The 16,708-nt window shown below is 64.0% G+C and carries 15 protein-coding genes and 1 tRNA gene; 5 read left to right on the plus strand and 11 right to left on the minus strand.

The features are described from left to right. Positions 1-63 precede the first annotated feature (63 nt). The 4 genes from parC to ACEN42_RS10855 all read right to left on the minus strand — a co-directional run bounded on the left by parC (position 64) and on the right by ACEN42_RS10855 (position 7,183). Entirely contained in the window at positions 64-2,382 is a 2,319-nt protein-coding gene (gene parC, locus ACEN42_RS10840) for a DNA topoisomerase IV subunit A (protein WP_371879923.1), read from the minus strand. A gap of 44 nt (positions 2,383-2,426) precedes the next feature. Further along, positions 2,427-4,406: a DNA topoisomerase IV subunit B gene (locus ACEN42_RS10845; RefSeq protein ID WP_371879924.1), complete on the minus strand. Its 1,980-nt coding sequence runs from the start codon at positions 4,404-4,406 to the stop codon at positions 2,427-2,429. 257 nt (positions 4,407-4,663) lie between these two features. Then, a complete protein-coding gene (locus tag ACEN42_RS10850) occupies positions 4,664-6,598 on the minus strand; it encodes an ATP-binding cassette domain-containing protein (protein ID WP_371879925.1) in 1,935 nt (644 codons plus the stop codon). Between the two features lie 201 nt (positions 6,599-6,799). Next, the gene (locus tag ACEN42_RS10855; protein ID WP_371881110.1) at positions 6,800-7,183 is read right to left on the minus strand and encodes a DUF4399 domain-containing protein; all 384 of its coding nucleotides are present in this window, start codon (positions 7,181-7,183) and stop codon (positions 6,800-6,802) included. 243 nt (positions 7,184-7,426) lie between these two features. On the opposite strand from ACEN42_RS10855, the gene ACEN42_RS10860 reads away from it, so the two are divergent. Continuing rightward, positions 7,427-7,609, plus strand: a complete 183-nt coding sequence (locus tag ACEN42_RS10860; RefSeq protein ID WP_250483321.1) for a rubredoxin — start codon at positions 7,427-7,429, stop codon at positions 7,607-7,609. Between the two features lie 14 nt (positions 7,610-7,623). On the opposite strand, the gene ACEN42_RS10865 is transcribed toward ACEN42_RS10860, so the two are convergent. From ACEN42_RS10865 to ACEN42_RS10875, 3 genes are all read right to left on the minus strand, one after another. Then, a complete protein-coding gene (locus tag ACEN42_RS10865; RefSeq protein ID WP_371879926.1) occupies positions 7,624-8,361 on the minus strand; it encodes a class I SAM-dependent methyltransferase in 738 nt (245 codons plus the stop codon). Continuing rightward, on the minus strand, positions 8,361-9,158 hold the full coding sequence (locus ACEN42_RS10870; RefSeq protein ID WP_187607158.1) for a hypothetical protein: 798 nt from the start codon (positions 9,156-9,158) through the stop codon (positions 8,361-8,363). The genes ACEN42_RS10865 and ACEN42_RS10870 overlap by 1 nt, the downstream gene beginning before the upstream one ends. 138 nt (positions 9,159-9,296) lie before the next feature. Next, a tRNA-Arg gene (locus tag ACEN42_RS10875) sits at positions 9,297-9,371 on the minus strand. A gap of 173 nt (positions 9,372-9,544) precedes the next feature. On the opposite strand from ACEN42_RS10875, the gene ACEN42_RS10880 reads away from it, so the two are divergent. Continuing rightward, entirely contained in the window at positions 9,545-9,850 is a 306-nt protein-coding gene (locus ACEN42_RS10880) for a hypothetical protein (protein ID WP_238210160.1), read from the plus strand. 7 nt (positions 9,851-9,857) lie between these two features. Here the strand turns inward: ACEN42_RS10880 and ACEN42_RS10885 are convergent, their stop codons facing one another. Next, complete coding sequence (locus ACEN42_RS10885) at positions 9,858-10,022, minus strand: hypothetical protein (RefSeq protein ID WP_371879927.1); 165 nt, start codon at positions 10,020-10,022, stop codon at positions 9,858-9,860. A 60-nt stretch (positions 10,023-10,082) separates the two neighbouring features. After that, complete coding sequence (locus ACEN42_RS10890) at positions 10,083-11,987, minus strand: bifunctional sugar phosphate isomerase/epimerase/4-hydroxyphenylpyruvate dioxygenase family protein (RefSeq protein WP_371881111.1); 1,905 nt, start codon at positions 11,985-11,987, stop codon at positions 10,083-10,085. Between the two features lie 254 nt (positions 11,988-12,241). Between ACEN42_RS10890 and ACEN42_RS10895 the strand changes: the two genes are divergently transcribed. Further along, a complete protein-coding gene (locus tag ACEN42_RS10895; RefSeq protein WP_371879928.1) occupies positions 12,242-13,099 on the plus strand; it encodes a shikimate dehydrogenase in 858 nt (285 codons plus the stop codon). A 72-nt stretch (positions 13,100-13,171) separates the two neighbouring features. Here the strand turns inward: ACEN42_RS10895 and ACEN42_RS10900 are convergent, their stop codons facing one another. Further along, the gene (locus ACEN42_RS10900) at positions 13,172-13,873 is read right to left on the minus strand and encodes a TetR/AcrR family transcriptional regulator (RefSeq protein WP_371879929.1); all 702 of its coding nucleotides are present in this window, start codon (positions 13,871-13,873) and stop codon (positions 13,172-13,174) included. 109 nt (positions 13,874-13,982) lie between these two features. Between ACEN42_RS10900 and ACEN42_RS10905 the strand changes: the two genes are divergently transcribed. After that, positions 13,983-14,378 carry a hypothetical protein gene (locus ACEN42_RS10905; protein ID WP_238210153.1) on the plus strand — a complete coding sequence of 132 codons (396 nt, stop codon included), beginning with the start codon at positions 13,983-13,985 and terminating at the stop codon, positions 14,376-14,378. Here the strand turns inward: ACEN42_RS10905 and ACEN42_RS10910 are convergent, their stop codons facing one another. After that, positions 14,379-15,857 (minus strand): diguanylate cyclase domain-containing protein, encoded by a 1,479-nt coding sequence (locus ACEN42_RS10910; protein ID WP_371879930.1) that lies wholly within the window; start codon positions 15,855-15,857, stop codon positions 14,379-14,381. It abuts the gene before it with no gap. 311 nt (positions 15,858-16,168) lie between these two features. Here ACEN42_RS10910 and ACEN42_RS10915 point away from each other — a divergent pair, with 311 nt between their 5' ends. Next, positions 16,169-16,672, plus strand: coding sequence for a YbhB/YbcL family Raf kinase inhibitor-like protein (locus ACEN42_RS10915; RefSeq protein WP_238210150.1), 504 nt, complete (start codon positions 16,169-16,171; stop codon positions 16,670-16,672). Positions 16,673-16,708 lie beyond the last annotated feature (36 nt).

A 16,708-nucleotide genomic window follows, 5' to 3' on the forward strand; every position in this document is an offset into this window, starting at 1 on the left:
CCGCACGAAGCGGGCTTTCAAGGTACGGAGCAAACGAACTCAAGGGATGCCAGGTCGAAACCATTACCCCTCGAACACCGGCCTCAACTCCGTCACCTTCAACGACGAATCCGGCGCGCGCCCCTTCCTCGCCCGCTTGCCGAGATGCAGTTGCAACTGCGACCCGCTGAGCTTCTCGTCCTTCGCCTTCCCGCCACGCCCGGTGCCGATCATCATCAGGCCGCGCGCATCGAACGCGAGCGCCTGGCGCAGCGTTTCCTTCGCGTCGAGGCCCATCAGAATGACGCCGCGACCGCCGCCCGACAGCGTCTTCATCTCGTCCATGCCGAAGACGAGCAGCTTGCCCACGCTCGACAGACACGCGACGTATGTCGCGCCGTGAACGACAGGCATCGGCGCAAGCGGAGCCGCGCCTTCGTCGATCGTCATGAACGCCTTGCCCGCCTTCTGACGGCTCACCATGTCGCCGAGCTTCGCGAGGAAGCCGAAACCATTGCTCGATGCCAGCAGCAACTGCTGCTCCGCATTCGCCGCGAAGTAATGCAGCAGATGCGTGCCCGATTCGAGCTCGATCAATGAGGTAACGGGCACGCCGTCACCCCGCCCGCCCGGCAACGCCGATACCGGCACCGAATACACACGCCCCTTGCTGCCCCACGCGACCAGCGAATCCGGCGTGCGCGCCAGGAACGCCGCATAGAGTCCATCGCCCTGCTTGAACGTGAAGCCCGCCGGATCGAGTCCATGACCCTTCAACGCGCGCACCCAGCCCTTTTGCGACACGACGACCGTCACCGGCTCATCGACGACACGCGCCTCGAGTGTCGCGCGCTTTTCCTGCTGAATGAGCGTGCGGCGATCGTCGCCGTATTGCTTCGCGTCGGCTTCGATCTCCCTGATCAGCACGCGCTTCATCGCGGCATCGCTGTTGAGCAGTTCTTCGAGCTTGGTCTTTTCGTCGCGCAAGTCGGACAGCTCCTGTTCGATCTTGATCGCTTCCAGCCGCGCCAGTTGACGCAGCCGGATTTCGAGGATGTCTTCGGCTTGCCGGTCGGTGAGATTGAAGCGTGCGATCAGCGCCTGCTTCGGCTCCTCCGATTCGCGGATGATGCGAATGACTTCATCGATATTCAGAAAGACGATCATCCGCCCTTCGAGAATATGGATGCGGTCGTTGACCTTGCCGAGGCGATGCTGCGTGCGCCGCGTCACGGTCACGAAACGGAAGCCGATCCACTCGTGCAGAATTTCGACGATGCCCTTCTGACGCGGCCGGCCATCCGCGCCGATCATCACGAGGTTGATCGTCGCGTTCGATTCGAGGCTCGTATGCGCGAGCAGCGAGTTGACGAACTCCGTCTGATCGATGCGGCTCGACTTCGGCTCGAACACGAGACGCACGGGCGCGTCCTTGCCCGACTCGTCGCGCACGGCGTCGAGCAGGCCGAGCAAGGTCTGCTTGGTCTGAACCTGCTCGGGCGTGAGCGTCTTTTTGCCGAGCTTGATCTTCGGGTTAGTCAGTTCCTCGATTTCCTCGAGCACCTTCTGGCTCGATACGCCCGGCGGCAATTCCGTGATGACGACCTGCCACTGGCCGCGCGCGAGCTCTTCGATCTTCCAGCGCGCGCGCACCTTGAGGCTGCCGCGACCGGTCTCGTAAGCCGCCGAGATTTCCGCGGGCGACGAGATGATCTGCCCGCCGCCGGGGAAATCGGGTCCGGGCACCTTCTCCATCAGACCCGCGTGGCCGAGCTTCGGATCGCGGATCATCGCGACGGCGGCCTGCGCGACTTCGCGCAGATTGTGCGACGGGATTTCCGTCGCGAGTCCGACCGCGATGCCCGATGCGCCGTTCAGCAACAGGAACGGCAGACGCGCGGGCAGCAGCTTCGGCTCTTCGAACGAGCCGTCGTAGTTCGGCATGAAATCGACCGTGCCCTGATCGATTTCATCGAGCAGCAAACGCGCGATGGGCGTGAGGCGCGCTTCCGTGTACCGCATGGCCGCCGCGCCGTCGCCGTCGCGCGAGCCGAAGTTGCCCTGACCGTCGATGAGCGGATAGCGCATCGAAAAATCCTGCGCGAGACGCACGAGCGCGTCGTACGCCGACTGATCGCCGTGCGGGTGATACTTGCCCAGCACGTCGCCGACCACGCGCGCCGACTTCACGGGCTTCGCGCCGGACGCGAGGCCCATCTCGCTCATCGCATAGAGAATGCGGCGCTGCACGGGCTTTTGTCCGTCGCAGACATCGGGCAGCGCACGGCCCTTCACCACGCTCACCGCGTAGTCGAGATAAGCGCGCTCGGCGTAATCGCCGAGCGTCAGTTGTTCGCCGTCCGGTGCGGTCTGTTCGGCGAAGAGATCGTCTGTGATTCCCATCGAATATCAATATCCGTTGTGTGTTGCCTGAGTCGAGCTTGGATTTAGATGTCCGCTTCGACTTCGTTGCCCTTCTCTTCGAGCCAGCTGCGGCGCGAGGCCGCTTCGCCCTTGCCCATCAGCATCGTCATGCGCGAGACGGTGAGATCGAAGCCGAGATCGCCGAGGCCGACGGGCAGGAGACGGCGCGTGTCGGGATTCATCGTCGTGTCCCAGAGCTGCTCCGCGCTCATTTCGCCGAGACCCTTGAAGCGGCTGATGGTCCACGCGGTTTCCCGCACGCCGTCCTTGCGCAGCTTGTCGAGGATGGCTTCGAGCTCGCCTTCGTCGAGCGCGTAGAGCTTCTGCGCGGGCTTCTTGCCGCGCGCGGGCGCATCGACGCGAAAGAGCGGCGGACGCGCGACGCACACATGGCCGCGTTCGATCAGTTGCGGGAAGTGTTTGAAGAAGAGCGTGAGCAGCAGCACCTGAATGTGCGCGCCGTCGACGTCCGCGTCCGACAGGATGCAGATCTTGCCGTAGCGCAGATTCGTGAGATCGATCTGATCGTCGGGACCGTGAGGATCCACGCCGATCGCCACCGCGATGTCATGCACTTCGTTGTTCGCGAAGAGGCGGTCGCGCTCCGTTTCCCACGTGTTCAGCACCTTGCCGCGCAACGGGAGAATCGCCTGAAACTCCTTGTCGCGGCCCATCTTCGCGGAGCCGCCCGCCGAATCGCCCTCGACGAGGAAAAGCTCGTTGCGCGCGATGTCCGTCGATTCGCAATCGGTCAGCTTGCCCGGCAACACCGCGACGCCCGAGCTCTTCTTCTTCTCGATCTTCTGGCCGGCGCGCGTGCGGGCCTGCGCCTGACGGATCACGAGTTCCGCGAGCTTCTTGCCGTACTCGACGTGCTGATTCAGCCACAACTCCAGCGCGGGCCGCGAGAACGACGACACGAGCTTCACCGCATCGCGGCTATTGAGACGTTCCTTGATCTGCCCTTGGAATTGCGGATCGAGCACCTTCGCCGACAACACGAACGACACGCGCGCGAACACGTCTTCTACGAGCAGCTTCACGCCTTTGGGCTGCAGGTTATGAATCTCGACGAAGTTCTTCACCGCCTGAAAAAGACCGTCGCGCAGGCCGGATTCGTGCGTGCCGCCCGCGGGCGTCGGGATCAGGTTCACATACGACTCGCGCAGAAGCGGCCCTTCCTCGCTCCACGCGACGACCCACGACGCACCCTCGCCTTCTGCGAAGGTTTCCTCGGTGTTCTTCGAGCTTTCCGCATAGCGCTCGCCTTCGAACAAGGGAATCAGCAGATCGCTGCCGCCCATGCCTTCGAGCAGATAGCCGCGCAGGCCGTCTTCATACTTCCACGTCTGACGCTCGCCCGTCTTCTCGATGACGAGCGCCACTTCGACGCCCGGCAGCAACACGGCCTTCGAGCGCAGGAGACGCTGCAATTCGCCGAGCGGCAGATTGGCGGAATCGAAGTATTTCGGATTCGGCCATGCACGCACGCGCGTGCCGCTTTTCTTGGCGCCGCGCTCGGCTGCGCGCGTCGTGAGTGCTTCGATGACGTCGCCGTTGGAAAACGCGAGTTGCGCGACCTTGTTGTCGCGCCAGACCGTTACTTCGAGGCGCGTCGCGAGCGCGTTCGTCACCGAGACGCCGACGCCGTGCAGACCGCCGGAGAACGTATAGGCGCCGCCCGCCGCTTTATCGAATTTGCCGCCCGCATGCAGCCGCGTGAACACGATCTCGACGACCGGCACGCCTTCTTCCGGATGCAGGCCGAACGGAATGCCGCGGCCATCGTCTTCGACGGACACGGAGTTGTCGTTGTGCAGCGTGACGATGATCTGCTTGCCGAAGCCGCCGAGCGCTTCGTCGGAGGCGTTGTCGATCACTTCCTGAATGATGTGCAGCGGATTCTCGGTCCGCGTGTACATGCCGGGCCGCTGCTTGACCGGCTCCAGGCCTTTGAGCACCTTGATCGATGCTTCGCTGTAGCCGGCTGCCTTGGCGTTCATGACGAGGCGTTTGCCTCGTTCAGTGCCTGTCGCCATTGCGCTGGATTTTTTCGTGGACATAGTTGAACGTTGATCCGGCTCTCGGGCGTTCTCGCGGAAAATGCCACAACGTGACGCCCGATCTGCCGGCGAATGCGTGATGAAAATGCCTGGCCGGATGCCGGTGCGGGAGGCGGAAAACCGCCCGCCGATCCGAGCCGCGCTAGGAGAATAGCGGTTTTCGCCCGCCGCGCCCACCTCGGACCGATAAAACGCGCCTACTTGCGTTTCGCTTCCAGCTCTTCCCAGCGTTCGAGCGCGACGAGCAATTCTTCTTCGATCGCCGCATGGCGCTCCGACAGACGCGCACCTTCCTTCGCGTCCTTCGCGAAGATCGAGCCGTCTTCGAGCCGCGCGCCGATCGCCTTCTGCTCTTGCTCCAGCTCGGCGATACGCCCCGGCAGCGCTTCCAGTTCGCGCTGTTCCTTGAACGACAGCTTCACCGTGCGCTGCGCGTTGCGGCCCGCGGCGCTTTCCTTCGGCGTGTCGTCCTTGGGCGCTTCCTTCGCGGTCTGACGCGCCGCGTCTTCCGCGATGCGCTCCGAACGTTCGCGCTGAATCTGCCAGTCGGAGAAGCCGCCGACATACTCGCGCCACATGCCGCCGCCCTCCGCGGCGAACACGGACGTCACCACGTTGTCGAGAAACGCGCGGTCGTGGCTCACGAGCAACACGGTGCCGTCGTAATCCGCGAGCAGTTCTTCGAGCAGTTCGAGCGTGGGAATGTCGAGGTCGTTGGTCGGCTCGTCGAGCACGAGCACGTTCGCGGGACGCGCGAAAAGCCGCGCGAGCAACAGGCGATTGCGTTCGCCGCCCGAGAGCGAGCGCACCGGCGAACGCGCGCGTTCCGGTGCGAAGAGGAAATCGCCGAGATAACTCATCACGTGCTTCTTCACGCCGTTCACTTCGACCCATTCGCTGCCGGGGCTGATGGTGTCAGCGAGCGATTTGTCGAGATCGAGCTGCGCGCGCATCTGATCGAAGTACGCGACCTGAATGTTGGTGCCGATACGCACGCGGCCTTCGTCGGGCTGCAGTTCGCCGAGAATGAGTTTCAGCAAGGTCGTCTTGCCCGCGCCGTTCGGGCCGACGAGACCGATCTTGTCGCCGCGCATCACGGTGGCCGTGAAGCGATCGACGATCGTGCGCTCGCCGTAGCGCTTCGTCACATCGGTCAGTTCGGCGACGATCTTGCCGGACTTCTCGCCCTGCCCGACATCGAGCTTCACGTTGCCCTGCACATTGCGGCGTTCGGCGCGCTCATTGCGCATTTCCACGAGCCGCGCGATGCGCCCGACGCTGCGCGTGCGCCGCGCCTCGACGCCCTTGCGAATCCACACTTCCTCTTGCGCGAGCAGCTTGTCGAACTTGTCCTGCTCGATCTTTTCGACTTCGAGCTGCTGCGCCTTCCTTGTCTGATACGCGCTGAAATTGCCCGGATACGACAGCAGACGCCCGCGATCCAGTTCGACGATGCGCGTTGCCACGCGATCGAGAAACGCGCGATCGTGCGTGATGAAGAGCAGACCGGTGCGCAACGTGACGAGCAGGTCTTCCAGCCAGCGAATGCCGTCGAAGTCGAGATGGTTGGTCGGCTCGTCGAGCAGCAGCACGTCGGGCTGCACGACGAGCGCGCGCGCCAGCGCCACGCGCTTTTTCATGCCGCCGGACAGGTCGCCCGCGCGCGCGTCGCCGTCGAGGCCGATTTGCGCGAGCGTCGTTGCGACACGCGTGCGCCAGTTCCACGCATCGCGCAAATCGAGCGCCGATTGCAACGCGTTCATGCGCGCGAGCAACGCGTCGTGCTGCACGCCTTCGGGCGTATCGGCGAGGGCGTGCGCGACGGCGTCGTACTCGTCGAGCAGTGCGCGCGCATCGGTCAGGCCGGACGCGACGACATCGAATACGGAGGCGTCGAGATCGAACTCGGGCTCCTGCGGCACATAGACGGTCGTGAGCTCGCTCTGGCGCGTGACGAGGCCGTCATCGGGCGCGGCGAGCCCCGCGACGATCTTGAGGAGCGACGACTTGCCCGCGCCGTTGCGGCCGATCAGCCCGACACGCTCGCCCGCTTCGAGCGAGAAGTCGGCGTGGTCGAGCAATGCGACGTGGCCGAACGCGAGCTGCGCGTCCGAAATGGAATAAAGCGACATGGGAAAACCGGATGAATGGCGAAGAATCGGCGACGAACACGACGACCGATGGAAGCGGCCATTGTACCGGGCGCCGCGCCCGACAACGCACGACGCACGCGGCTTACGCCGATCAGATGAGGCCTCGCAGCCCAAAAAACAGCAAGGCCGCCCGGATGCGATCCGTGGCGGCCTTCCCTTGTCTCGTGCCGGAAAAACGCGTTACTTCACATGCACCTTGATGGTCTGGCTCATTTCCGGCCCGTATGAGCGATGCGCGCCGTCGCCGAACTGCATCGTCAGCGTGTGATCGCCCGGCGGCAGCTTCACATCGGCTTCGGTCTGGCCCTTGCCGAAGTGCAGCGACGTGTCGTTCGCCGGAATCACGGTGCCCTTCGGCAGCGCCTTGCCATCGATCAGCAGATGGTGGTGGCCGGTGCCATCGGTCATCGTCCCCGCCGGCGCGATCGACATGCCGTCGACGCCGAACTTCACGTGCACGGGGCTCGTGACGGTTGCGCCATCCTTCGGCTCGATGAAATAGACGCGCGCCTGCGCATGCGCCGCACCGGCGTATTGCGCGAGCAGGATCGCGCCCGTCAGCATCGCACCCAAGACCTTTTTGTTCATCGTTTTCTCCATGTTGTGAAACCGGTCGCTGGCGCGAATGCGGCGCCCGAGACCCAAAAAGCATACACCGGGCTTTCGGTTTGGCGGAATCGGGACCATCCTGCGGACGGTGCTACCGGGGACGATCGCGCCGATTCCTGTAAGATGCCGGGTCGCCGCGCCGCGCATCGTCTTCGAGCGCACGCGGTCCGTTTATTTCTTTCGAATCAAGAGTCTGTCGTGAGCGAAGTCATCGAATTCAAGAGCTGGGTCTGCCTGATTTGCGGCTGGATCTATAACGAGGAAGACGGTCTGCCGGACGAAGGCATTCCCGCCGGCACCCGTTTCGGCGATATCCCCGGCGACTGGCGCTGCCCGCTGTGCGACGTGGGCAAGGCCGATTTCGTCGTCGTCGAGTTCTGATACTCACTGCTGTTTCACCGCGCCACCGCGATCAGTTCGCGGCTCGTTTCGTCCACCGGCGCGCGATTCCAGTCTCCGTACCAGTCGATACGCGCGAAACCCGCATCGGTCAGCAGGCGCGCGAGCGCGTCGAGCGTGCGGAAGCGTAGTTCGCTCGTGGCGCTCAGCGTATCTTCGGGCGCCGACGTGAAGCGATAGTACGTCGTGAACGCGGCGTGGCATGTCGTCGAAGGATCGGGTTGCGCGTGCAGTTCCTGCCACACTTCCACCGTTCGTCCGTCCGGCGCTTCGACGCATCTCGATGAGCGCTCGCGCGTCCAGTTTTCCCACGCCCGCGCCGCCGGATTGCGGCTTTCGAACGCGACCGCGCCGCCCGGCCGGATCGCGCGACGCGCAGCCTTAAGCGTCGCGAGCAACGCCGCGTCGTCGAGAAATATCTGTGCGACGTGGCCCGTCATCACGAGCAGATCCGCCATGCCGACGAACGGCAGCGCGCTCGCATCGCCTTCGATCCACGTCACCTTGTCGCCTCCGGGACGCGCCCGCGCGACACGCAGCATCTGCGGCGACGGATCGATCCCCGTCACGCGATGCCCGCGCTTCGCCAGTTCGCAGGCGAGCAGGCCTGTGCCGCAGCCCAGATCGACGACATGTTCCGCCGACTCGGCCAGCGCAAGATAGAACGCCGTATCGGACGCGAACGGATTGAGAACATCGTATAGCGCGACGAGGCGCGGATCGTCGTAGAGCATCAGCGGCTCTGGTACGCGAGGGCGTCGCGCATCGGCTGGCTGCCGACCATGATCGGGCCGGTGAACGGCGTATCGAGATCGAGGATCACGAGCACCGCCGATGCGATCGACAGCGCACCGAGCATGATCGTCACCAGCGAGAGCGCGTTGCGCGGCGCGATCAGCCCGAAGCACAGGAAGATGATGAGCAGCCAGCAGACGAGTATCCGGTCGAACGGATACGAAATCGATCCGTGCGCCTCCTCCACCAGCTTCCAGCGCAGCGCGATGAGTTGCTCGAAGCGCGCGGCGGCTTCGGCGGCAAGCTGGCGATGATAGTCATCGTGCGGACGGAGCAGGCGCACTTCGCGCTGAGCCTTGCTCAAGATTGCGCCGAGCGTGTTGTTCGCGAGGCTGTCGGTGTTCTTCGACGGCTCGACGTTCGGATATTCGCCAAGCGGGCGCGGCTCGTTCGGCCAGGTGCTCGCGAGCGCGCCCGCCGTGTACGAGCGCAGGAGTTCGCGTGCGTGATCGAGATCGGCGCCGTAATCGCGCATGGCGCGATCGAGTTCGATGATCGAGGTTGCGTAGCTGCGCATGTCGTTGTTCGTGGTGTCGAAGATGGTTTTCGCCGACGCCGTCAGAAGGCCGAGCACGAGCGCCGCGAACGTGACCAGCATGCCGACGAGCAACTGCACGAGTTGCACCGTCTCCTGCGCCTTGTGCTCTTCGGGCAGCAGCGGCCGCACGATCGCGCCCAGGCCCGTGCTGGCCAGCAGAAGAATGAAGACGAGCACCGCGGACTGGATTTCCGTCATGAGCGCGCGAGCCGAGATGGCATGAGCCGGAGTGGTCGCATTATCGGCGGGAAAGCGCTCGCGGTCCAATGTGAACCGGATGAGGAGGAAAGCGCGGCGGCAGCGGCAAGAAGGCCGCGAGGGCGGCATGTGGGATCGTGGTCCCCCCGGCAGGAATCGAACCTGCATCTAGCGCTTAGGAGGCACTCGTTCTATCCATTGAACTACGGGGAGTGGACCGCGCGTCGCCGACAGCGTCGGCAAGCGAGCGCAGAGTATAGCAAACGCTATCGGCGGCATCGGGGTCGGCGCGAAGAAATTCGAAAGCGGCGGCGCGCGTCGGAAAAAACCGTCCGGCTAGGGTTTGCACCTATCAAGTTTCGCTGAGCCGCGCCGCCATCGGAGTAATGGACCCATTCCCCGATACCAAGCCGCAGGGCGCGTTCTCGGCGTTGCTGGCCGACCAGGACCTGACGCACCTCGAAATGGTGCTGCGTCGTTCATTGTCGTGCGATCTAGGCGGGCCGTTGCTGCCGCCTTCGTACTGGCGCGAGCGGCTCGCATCCATCACGCGTCAGTCACATCTCTCTCACACGCAGATTCAGACCGTGCACCGGTTGTATCTGCATATCGACGCATTCGAGGCAACGGAGCGCGAACACGAGCAGCCGCCCGCCGTCGCGGCCGGCGGCGGAAAAGCTCAAAGCGCCTGAACGCGCTTCAATGCCGATGCCTCAGCCACCACTCGCGCAACGGATGCCGTTGCGCGTGGTCTCGCGTCGCCGCGCGCCTGCGATGTTCATCGCGCCAGTCCTGCGCGAGCAGCACGATGACGATCGTCGCCAGACACGCGAGCCCGACGAAAATGCTCGGAAAATCCCACATGACGTCCTCCTGCTTTTCCCTGGCGCCATGTATCGATTTTAGGTCACGCTTAGCCCCGCTTCACGCCGCCTGACGCGCGCGCTGCTGCTGTTGCGCGTGCGCCGCGAGCCGCACCGCCGCGTTGGCCGCGCCGTAGCCGTCGTAGCCGCCTCGCCGCTCGATCACTTCGAGGAAGAAGCGCTGATCGAGCTGCTCCGTATAGGCGTGGAAGAACTCGCCGCCGCGCTCGTCGCGGTCGTAGAGGATGTTGTGCTCGCGCATCTGGTCGATCTGATCGTCGGGCAGACCGAAGCGCGCGACGAGATCGTCGTAATAGTTGCCCGGAATGCGCAGGAATTTGACGCCGTCGGCTTCGAGGCGCGGAATCGCATCGAAGATATCCGGCGTGCTGAACGCGACATGGTTCAGGCCCGAGCCGCGATACGTCGATAACGACTCCGACACCGCCGTATACCGATCGACCGAAGCATTCAGCGCGATACGCACCGAGCCGTCGCGGCTTCGCACCGCGCGGCTGCGCACGAGGCCGTACGGATCGGGCACGAGCACGGCGGCCTCGGTCTCGAAGCCGAACGCGCTTCTGAAGAACAGCACCCATGTGTCGAGCGCGTCGGCGGGCAGCGACAGGCACACGTGATCGATGCGCGAAAGCGGTCCCACTTCGTACGGTCCGTCGATGTCCGTCAGGATGAAGTCGGACTCCCACAGCGTCGGGCCGCCGGGCGCTTCGTCGACGAAATAATCGAGGCTGCCGTCGGGCGACTGCACGCCCGGCACCACGCGCTCGTTCGGGCCGACTTGCCCCGAGAACGGCGCCGAGCCGTACGCGGCGGCGCGCTCGAACGCCTGCTTCGCGTCGTCGACGTGAAACGCCGATGCGCACAGCGACAAGCCATGCTTCTGAAAGAACGCGCTCGCGAACGAATCGGCTTCGGCGTTGAGCACGATCGACCCCGCGCCGTGCCGATACAACGCGACATCCTTCGAACGATGCTTGCCCGCGAGCCTGAAGCCGAGCCGGCCGAGCCATTGCGAAAGCTGCTCGCGCGTGGAGTCGTCGACGGCGAATTCGAGGAACTGGAAGCCGATGTGCTCCGGCGGCGCGGGCGGATTGAAGAGTTCGGGCGGCACGTCCTTGCCCGTGGAGACCATCAGTTCGCGCGTCTGCTCTTCCAGGAAACGCAGCGATCGATAGCCATCCGCCGCCGTGATCGCGGTCGGCGCGGCGCGAAAGCCATCGTTGAAGATTTCGAGCGACAGCGGACCCTTGTAGCCCGCTTCGAGCACGCGCGCCGTGAAGCCCGCGACATCGAACGCGCCCTGCCCCGGAAAGCAGCGATAGTGACGGCTCCATTCGAGCACGTCCATCGCGAGCACGGGCGCATCGGCGATCTGCACGAACGCGATGCGATCGCCCGGGATCGACGCGATCTCTTCCACCGAATCGCGGATCGACAGCGTATGGAACGTATCGAGCGCGAGGCCCAGATTCGGATGATTCACCGCGTCGACGAGCTTCCACGCGTGCTTGTACGAGTTCACGTAGCGGCCCCACGCGAGCGCTTCGTACGCGACGATCACGCCGGCGTCCGCCGCGATCTTCGCGAGCACGCCGAGCTGATCGACGAGCAGCGCGTCGTCGCGGATCGTATCGGGCGACACGTTGCTGCACACGAGAATGCGGTCCGTGCCGAGTTCGTGCATCAGTTCGAACTTGCGCTTAGCGCGCTCGACGTTTTTCGCGAGCCGCTCGGGGCTCACGCCGTCGAAATCGCGGAACGGCTGAAACAGATAGATCTCGAGACCGAGATCGGCGCACATGCGGCGCACGTCGGCGGGCGTGCCGTCGAAATACAACAGATCGTTCTCGAAGATCTCGACGCCATCGAAACCGGCCGCCTTGATGGCCCGCAACTTCTCGGGAAGCGTGCCGCTGATGGATACCGTTGCGATGGAAGTCCGGATTGAACGCAGCATCGCTGCCTCCTCGTTGCAATTCATTGAACGCGGGATGGATCGAAAGCGGTGCCTTCCAGTGTAGGCCGTCCGCATGACGGACGCGCGCAATCCATGTCATTCTGCGCGATAATAACAAACTAACTAGACCGTACAAATTAGTGAAAACACGAACCGACAAGCCTCGCGCGTGCGTTCACACTGCGGCCTATTCAATCTCGCACTGCAGCATGCAGTGCTCATCCATGCCGGAGCGCGCTCGCATGACCAACAAGACTTCGTATCTCATCGGCCTGATCGGTTCCGGCATCGCCGGTTCGCTCACGCCCGCCATGCACGAGAAGGAAGGCGGCAATCTCGGGCTCAGCTATGTGTATCGGCGCATCGACCTTCAGGCGCTCGCGCTGGAGCCGTCTGCCCTGCCCGATCTGCTCGTCGCCGCCGAGCGCATGGGCTACGACGGCCTGAACATCACGTATCCCTGCAAGCAAAGCGTGATCCCGTTGCTCGATGAGCTCGACCCCGACGCCCGCGCGCTCGGCGCCGTGAACACGGTGGTGCTGAAGGACGGCAAGCGCATCGGCTACAACACCGACGGCTCGGGCTTCGCCCGCGCGTTCCAGCGCGGCCTTCCCGGCGCGCCGCTGGAACGCGTGGTACAGCTCGGTGCGGGCGGCGCGGGCGCGGCCGTCGCGCATGCCGCCCTGTCGATGGGCACGCGCGAGCTCACGCTGTTCGATTCCGACGCGGCACGCGCCGCCTCGCTCGCCGCCGAACTCGCGGCGCGTTTCCCGGATCGCGTCGTGAAAAGCGGCGGCGACCTGCGCGAAACGCTCGCCAGCGCCAGCGGCCTCATCCACGCGACGCCGACGGGCATGGCGAAGCTGCCCGGCCTGCCGCTGCCGGCGGAGTATCTGCACAAGGAATTGTGGGTCGCGGAGATCGTCTATTTCCCGCTCGAAACCGAGTTGCTGAAAGCGGCGAAGGCGCTCGGCTGCAGCACGGTGAGCGGCGGCGGCATGGCGGTGTGCCAGGCGGTCGATGCGCTGCGCATCTTCACCGGCCGCGAGCCGGATGCCGAGCGTATGTTCGCGCATTTCCAGACCTTGCTGGAAAGCTGAAACGCCGATAGCCATGAAAAAACGGCGGCCTCGCGAGAGTGCCGCCGTTTTGCCATGCGCGCGAGGAAAAGCTCAGCCGTCGCGCCGCATGTAGCGCGACACCGCATCGACGATCATCTCGCGATGACGCGCCCGCGAACGCGTGCCCGACGGATCGCGCCCGAACGCCGCGCCCCACGTATGACGGTTCGCCACGCGGTGAAAACAGAACGAGCTGATCATCAGATGCAGGTCGATCGGATCGACGTCGTCGCGAAACTTGCCCGTCTCGACGCCGTGTGCGATGAGATCCTCGATGGTCTTGACGACCGTCGAATTGCGCGCCTTGAAGGTCTTCGATTGTTCGATGTACTTCGCGCCGTGGATGTTTTCGATCGTCACGAGGCGCACGAAATCGCGATGCTTGTCGTGATAATCGAACGTGAAGCCGACGAATTCGCGCAGCGCTTCTTCTGGCTCCATTTCCGCGAGCTGCAACTCCTGCTCGAGCGCGCGGATATCGCCGTAGACCTGCTCCAATACCGCTTCGTACAAGCCTTCCTTGCTGCCGAAGTAGTAGTACAGCATGCGCTTCGTGGTGTTGGTGCGCTCCGCGATGGCGTCGACGCGCGCGCCCGCGAGGCCCATCGCCGAAAACTCCTGCGTGGCGATGTCGAGAATGTTCCGCTTGGTCTCCTCAGGGTCGTACTTGCGCCGCCCTTGCTCCGTAGTCGACGAGGGCGCAGCAGTCGCGGCCTTGCTTCCTTTTTTCATTTTTCTGTCTGAGAACGGCATTGAAAATCGATTCTAGCACGCGCTTTCGACGCATCCTCGCCATAACAGGCGCTCAATACGGAGGGCTTCACCTATAATTTTTTCACCCTGCAGACAAACCGAAAATCATATGCGCATCAAGCGTTCGCTCTTTCTGGCTCCCGCCATTCTGGCCACCTGGTGTCTCTGCGCGACGGCGCAGACCGCGATGCCGCCAGGCCATCCGTCGTCGAAACAACTGATGGCCGCGGAAGGCGTGATGACGAGCGCGAACATCGCGCGCGGCGCGGCGGATGTCTGTCATATCGATGCCGCGAAAGTCGCGCGCTTTAAAGACGTCGTCCATACGAGCTACCCCGACGCACCCGATTTCGACGGCGAATGGAAGCTCGGTCTCGCGCAGGCGCAACCGACCGTCGATCGCTTCGAGAAGCTCAAGACGAGCAATCCGTCGGAGTATCAGAAGCAGATCGGCGAGGCGTGCCCGGCGCTCAATCGCGGCATCGACGAAGTTACGCAGCAGTAATCACGCGTTCTTGCCGTCGTAGTGCGCGCGTTTTTCCGCGTACATCGCGGCGTCGGCGCGTTGCAGCATCGCTTCGAGCCGCTCGCCCTCGTGCGCGGTGGCCGCGCCCATCGCGAAAGAAAGCGGATTGCCCGAATAGAACTGGTTGTTCACTTCGAGCAACTGGCGAATGCTCTCGATCACCGCGTCGCCGCCGCGCTCGTCGGTGCCTGGCAGAAGAATCATGAACTCGTCGCCGCCGATGCGCGCCGCCTGGAACGGCTTCTCCACCGCCTTGGCGAGCACTTCGCCCGCGCGGCGCAACAGCGCGTCGCCGGCGGCGTGGCCGAGCTGGTCGTTGACGCCCTTGAGCCCGTTCACATCGACGGCGATCGCCGTCACCGGGAACGGGCCCTTGCGTTCGAGGCGATTGATTTCGTCGATATAGAACGAGCGGTTCTTGAGTTTCGTGAGCACGTCGTGCTTGCCAAGGAATTCCAGATACGCTTCGGCCTTCTTGCGCGCGGTGATGTCCGTCAGCGCGACGAGCACGAGATCCCAGCGCGCCTCATGTCCCGGAAACACCGAGAACTGCAGATGCACGTGCACCTCGTTGCCTTCGAGCGAATAGTTGAGCACCTCGCGCTGATGGAAGAGCTTGCCGTCCCACAGATCGATCAACTGTTCCTGGAAGTGCTGCTGCATGTCGTCGCGGAACACATCGGGCAGGCGCGCGAGCAGCGTCGCCTTGGTCGGCGCGGCGAACATGCGCAGCGTGTGCTGATTCACGTCGAGCACGTGAATCTCCTGCATGCAGCGCTCGACGAACTCCGGATGAACATTCGTGAACGTGCGAAAGTCGACGATGCCGCGCTCGCGCACATCGTCCAGCAGCGACTTCACGGAACTGAAGTCTTCCACCCACAGCGACACCGGCGAATGCTCGAAGAGCCCGCGCGCATAGAGCTCGCTCGCGGCGGCCGTGCGGCGCATCGCTTCGAGTTCGGTGATGTCCTCGATGGTGACGAGCACGCGCGTCCACGTGTCCTCGTGGCCCGGCAGAACAACCGCCTTGAGCAGCACGTCGAGGCGCTTGCCGTCGAGCGTGTAGTTGACCGTCTGGCTCACGAAGCGCGACTTGCCGGACCATAACTGCTCCAGTTCGTCGATGTGCGTGGTGAGCATGTCGTCGCGGAACACGCGATCGAGGTTCTGCACGAGATCATCGACATCGCTCGCTTTGAAGAGCGAGAGCGTGCGCTGATTGACCTTCACGACGCGAATGCGTGACGAACATTCGGCGATGCGCTTGGGATTTTCGGCGAGAAACGCGCGCAGGTCCGCGACGCCCGCCGCGCGCCAGCGCTCGAACTGCTCGCGTACGGCGCTGAAGTCCTCGAGCCAGAGCGACACGGGCGCGAGGTCGAACATGTCGGCATCGTCCTCCGGCACGCTCGCCGGCGTGAATTGACCGGCAGCGCGGCGCGGGTCGTTTGGCATGGTCATCCTTTCGGCTCGCGCCGGCTCAAAATGGTCCCTGGTTGAGGCCTGAATTCATCTCATTATTGTAGCGCGCGCCGTATTTCCGGGGCCGAATCGCCCGTTTGCACATGCGCGCCGTGGCGTTCGCGCTCATGCCGGATATCGGGGGCGGATGCTACACTCGATTGGCCATGCCCTTGCCCGCGCGTGTTCTAGGTCGCGCAGTCTCGGGCACGTTTGCTGCACGGCTCGGATGACCGCGACATCGCGCGGTCCGATGCGCTGTGCCGCATCCATCCACATCGCTATAAGAAGGAGGCACGACTCTCATGGCTGATTTCCGCATCTGGTCCGACGAATTTCCGGCGAACGGTTTCATGACGCACGCGCAGGAATTCGACCAGCAAGCCTTCGGCGGTTCGGGCGAGAACATTTCCCCGGCGCTGCAATGGGAAGATCCGCCCGCCGATACCCGCAGTCTCGCGCTCACCGTCTACGATCCCGACGCGCCCACCGGCAGCGGCTTCTGGCACTGGATCGTCGTCAACATTCCGGCCGATGCGCGCTCGCTGCCGCGCAATGCCGGCAAGGCCGACGGCAGTCTGCTGCCGCAAGGCGCGCTACAGCTTCGCAACGACTACGGCACGGTCGGTTTCGGCGGCGCGGCGCCGCCGCGTGGCGACAAGCCGCATCGCTATATCTTCCGCATCCATGCGCTGTCGGCGGAGAGCCTGCCGCTCGACGGGAACGTGACCAATGCGGTGGCGCGCTTCATGACTCATCTCAACGAGATCGATTCGGCGACCTACACCGGCCTTTACGAGTTGAAGTAAGCATCAAGACGTGGCGCGGACCCCTGCGGCCGCGCC

Source organism: Caballeronia sp. S22 (assembly GCF_964261745.1).
Taxonomy (GTDB): Bacteria; Pseudomonadota; Gammaproteobacteria; order Burkholderiales; family Burkholderiaceae; genus Caballeronia; species Caballeronia jiangsuensis.

What these genes read in the sequence shown, in the direction of transcription:
- ACEN42_RS10850 (WP_371879925.1), bottom strand. Translation starts at nt 6,598, where the DNA reads ATGTCGCTTTATTCCATTTCGGACGCGCAGCTCGCGTTCGGCCACGTC.
- ACEN42_RS10865 (WP_371879926.1), bottom strand. Translation starts at nt 8,361, where the DNA reads ATGCTCTACGACGATCCGCGCCTCGTCGCGCTATACGATGTTCTCAAT.
- ACEN42_RS10910 (WP_371879930.1), bottom strand. Translation starts at nt 15,857, where the DNA reads ATGCCAAACGACCCGCGCCGCGCTGCCGGTCAATTCACGCCGGCGAGC.
- ACEN42_RS10845 (WP_371879924.1), bottom strand. Translation starts at nt 4,406, where the DNA reads ATGAACGCCAAGGCAGCCGGCTACAGCGAAGCATCGATCAAGGTGCTC.
- ACEN42_RS10870 (WP_187607158.1), bottom strand. Translation starts at nt 9,158, where the DNA reads ATGACGGAAATCCAGTCCGCGGTGCTCGTCTTCATTCTTCTGCTGGCC.
- ACEN42_RS10915 (WP_238210150.1), top strand. Translation starts at nt 16,169, where the DNA reads ATGGCTGATTTCCGCATCTGGTCCGACGAATTTCCGGCGAACGGTTTC.
- ACEN42_RS10855 (WP_371881110.1), bottom strand. Translation starts at nt 7,183, where the DNA reads ATGCTGACGGGCGCGATCCTGCTCGCGCAATACGCCGGTGCGGCGCAT.
- ACEN42_RS10905 (WP_238210153.1), top strand. Translation starts at nt 13,983, where the DNA reads ATGCGCATCAAGCGTTCGCTCTTTCTGGCTCCCGCCATTCTGGCCACC.
- ACEN42_RS10885 (WP_371879927.1), bottom strand. Translation starts at nt 10,022, where the DNA reads ATGTGGGATTTTCCGAGCATTTTCGTCGGGCTCGCGTGTCTGGCGACG.
- parC (WP_371879923.1), bottom strand. Translation starts at nt 2,382, where the DNA reads ATGGGAATCACAGACGATCTCTTCGCCGAACAGACCGCACCGGACGGC.
- ACEN42_RS10900 (WP_371879929.1), bottom strand. Translation starts at nt 13,873, where the DNA reads ATGCCGTTCTCAGACAGAAAAATGAAAAAAGGAAGCAAGGCCGCGACT.
- ACEN42_RS10880 (WP_238210160.1), top strand. Translation starts at nt 9,545, where the DNA reads ATGGACCCATTCCCCGATACCAAGCCGCAGGGCGCGTTCTCGGCGTTG.
- ACEN42_RS10895 (WP_371879928.1), top strand. Translation starts at nt 12,242, where the DNA reads ATGACCAACAAGACTTCGTATCTCATCGGCCTGATCGGTTCCGGCATC.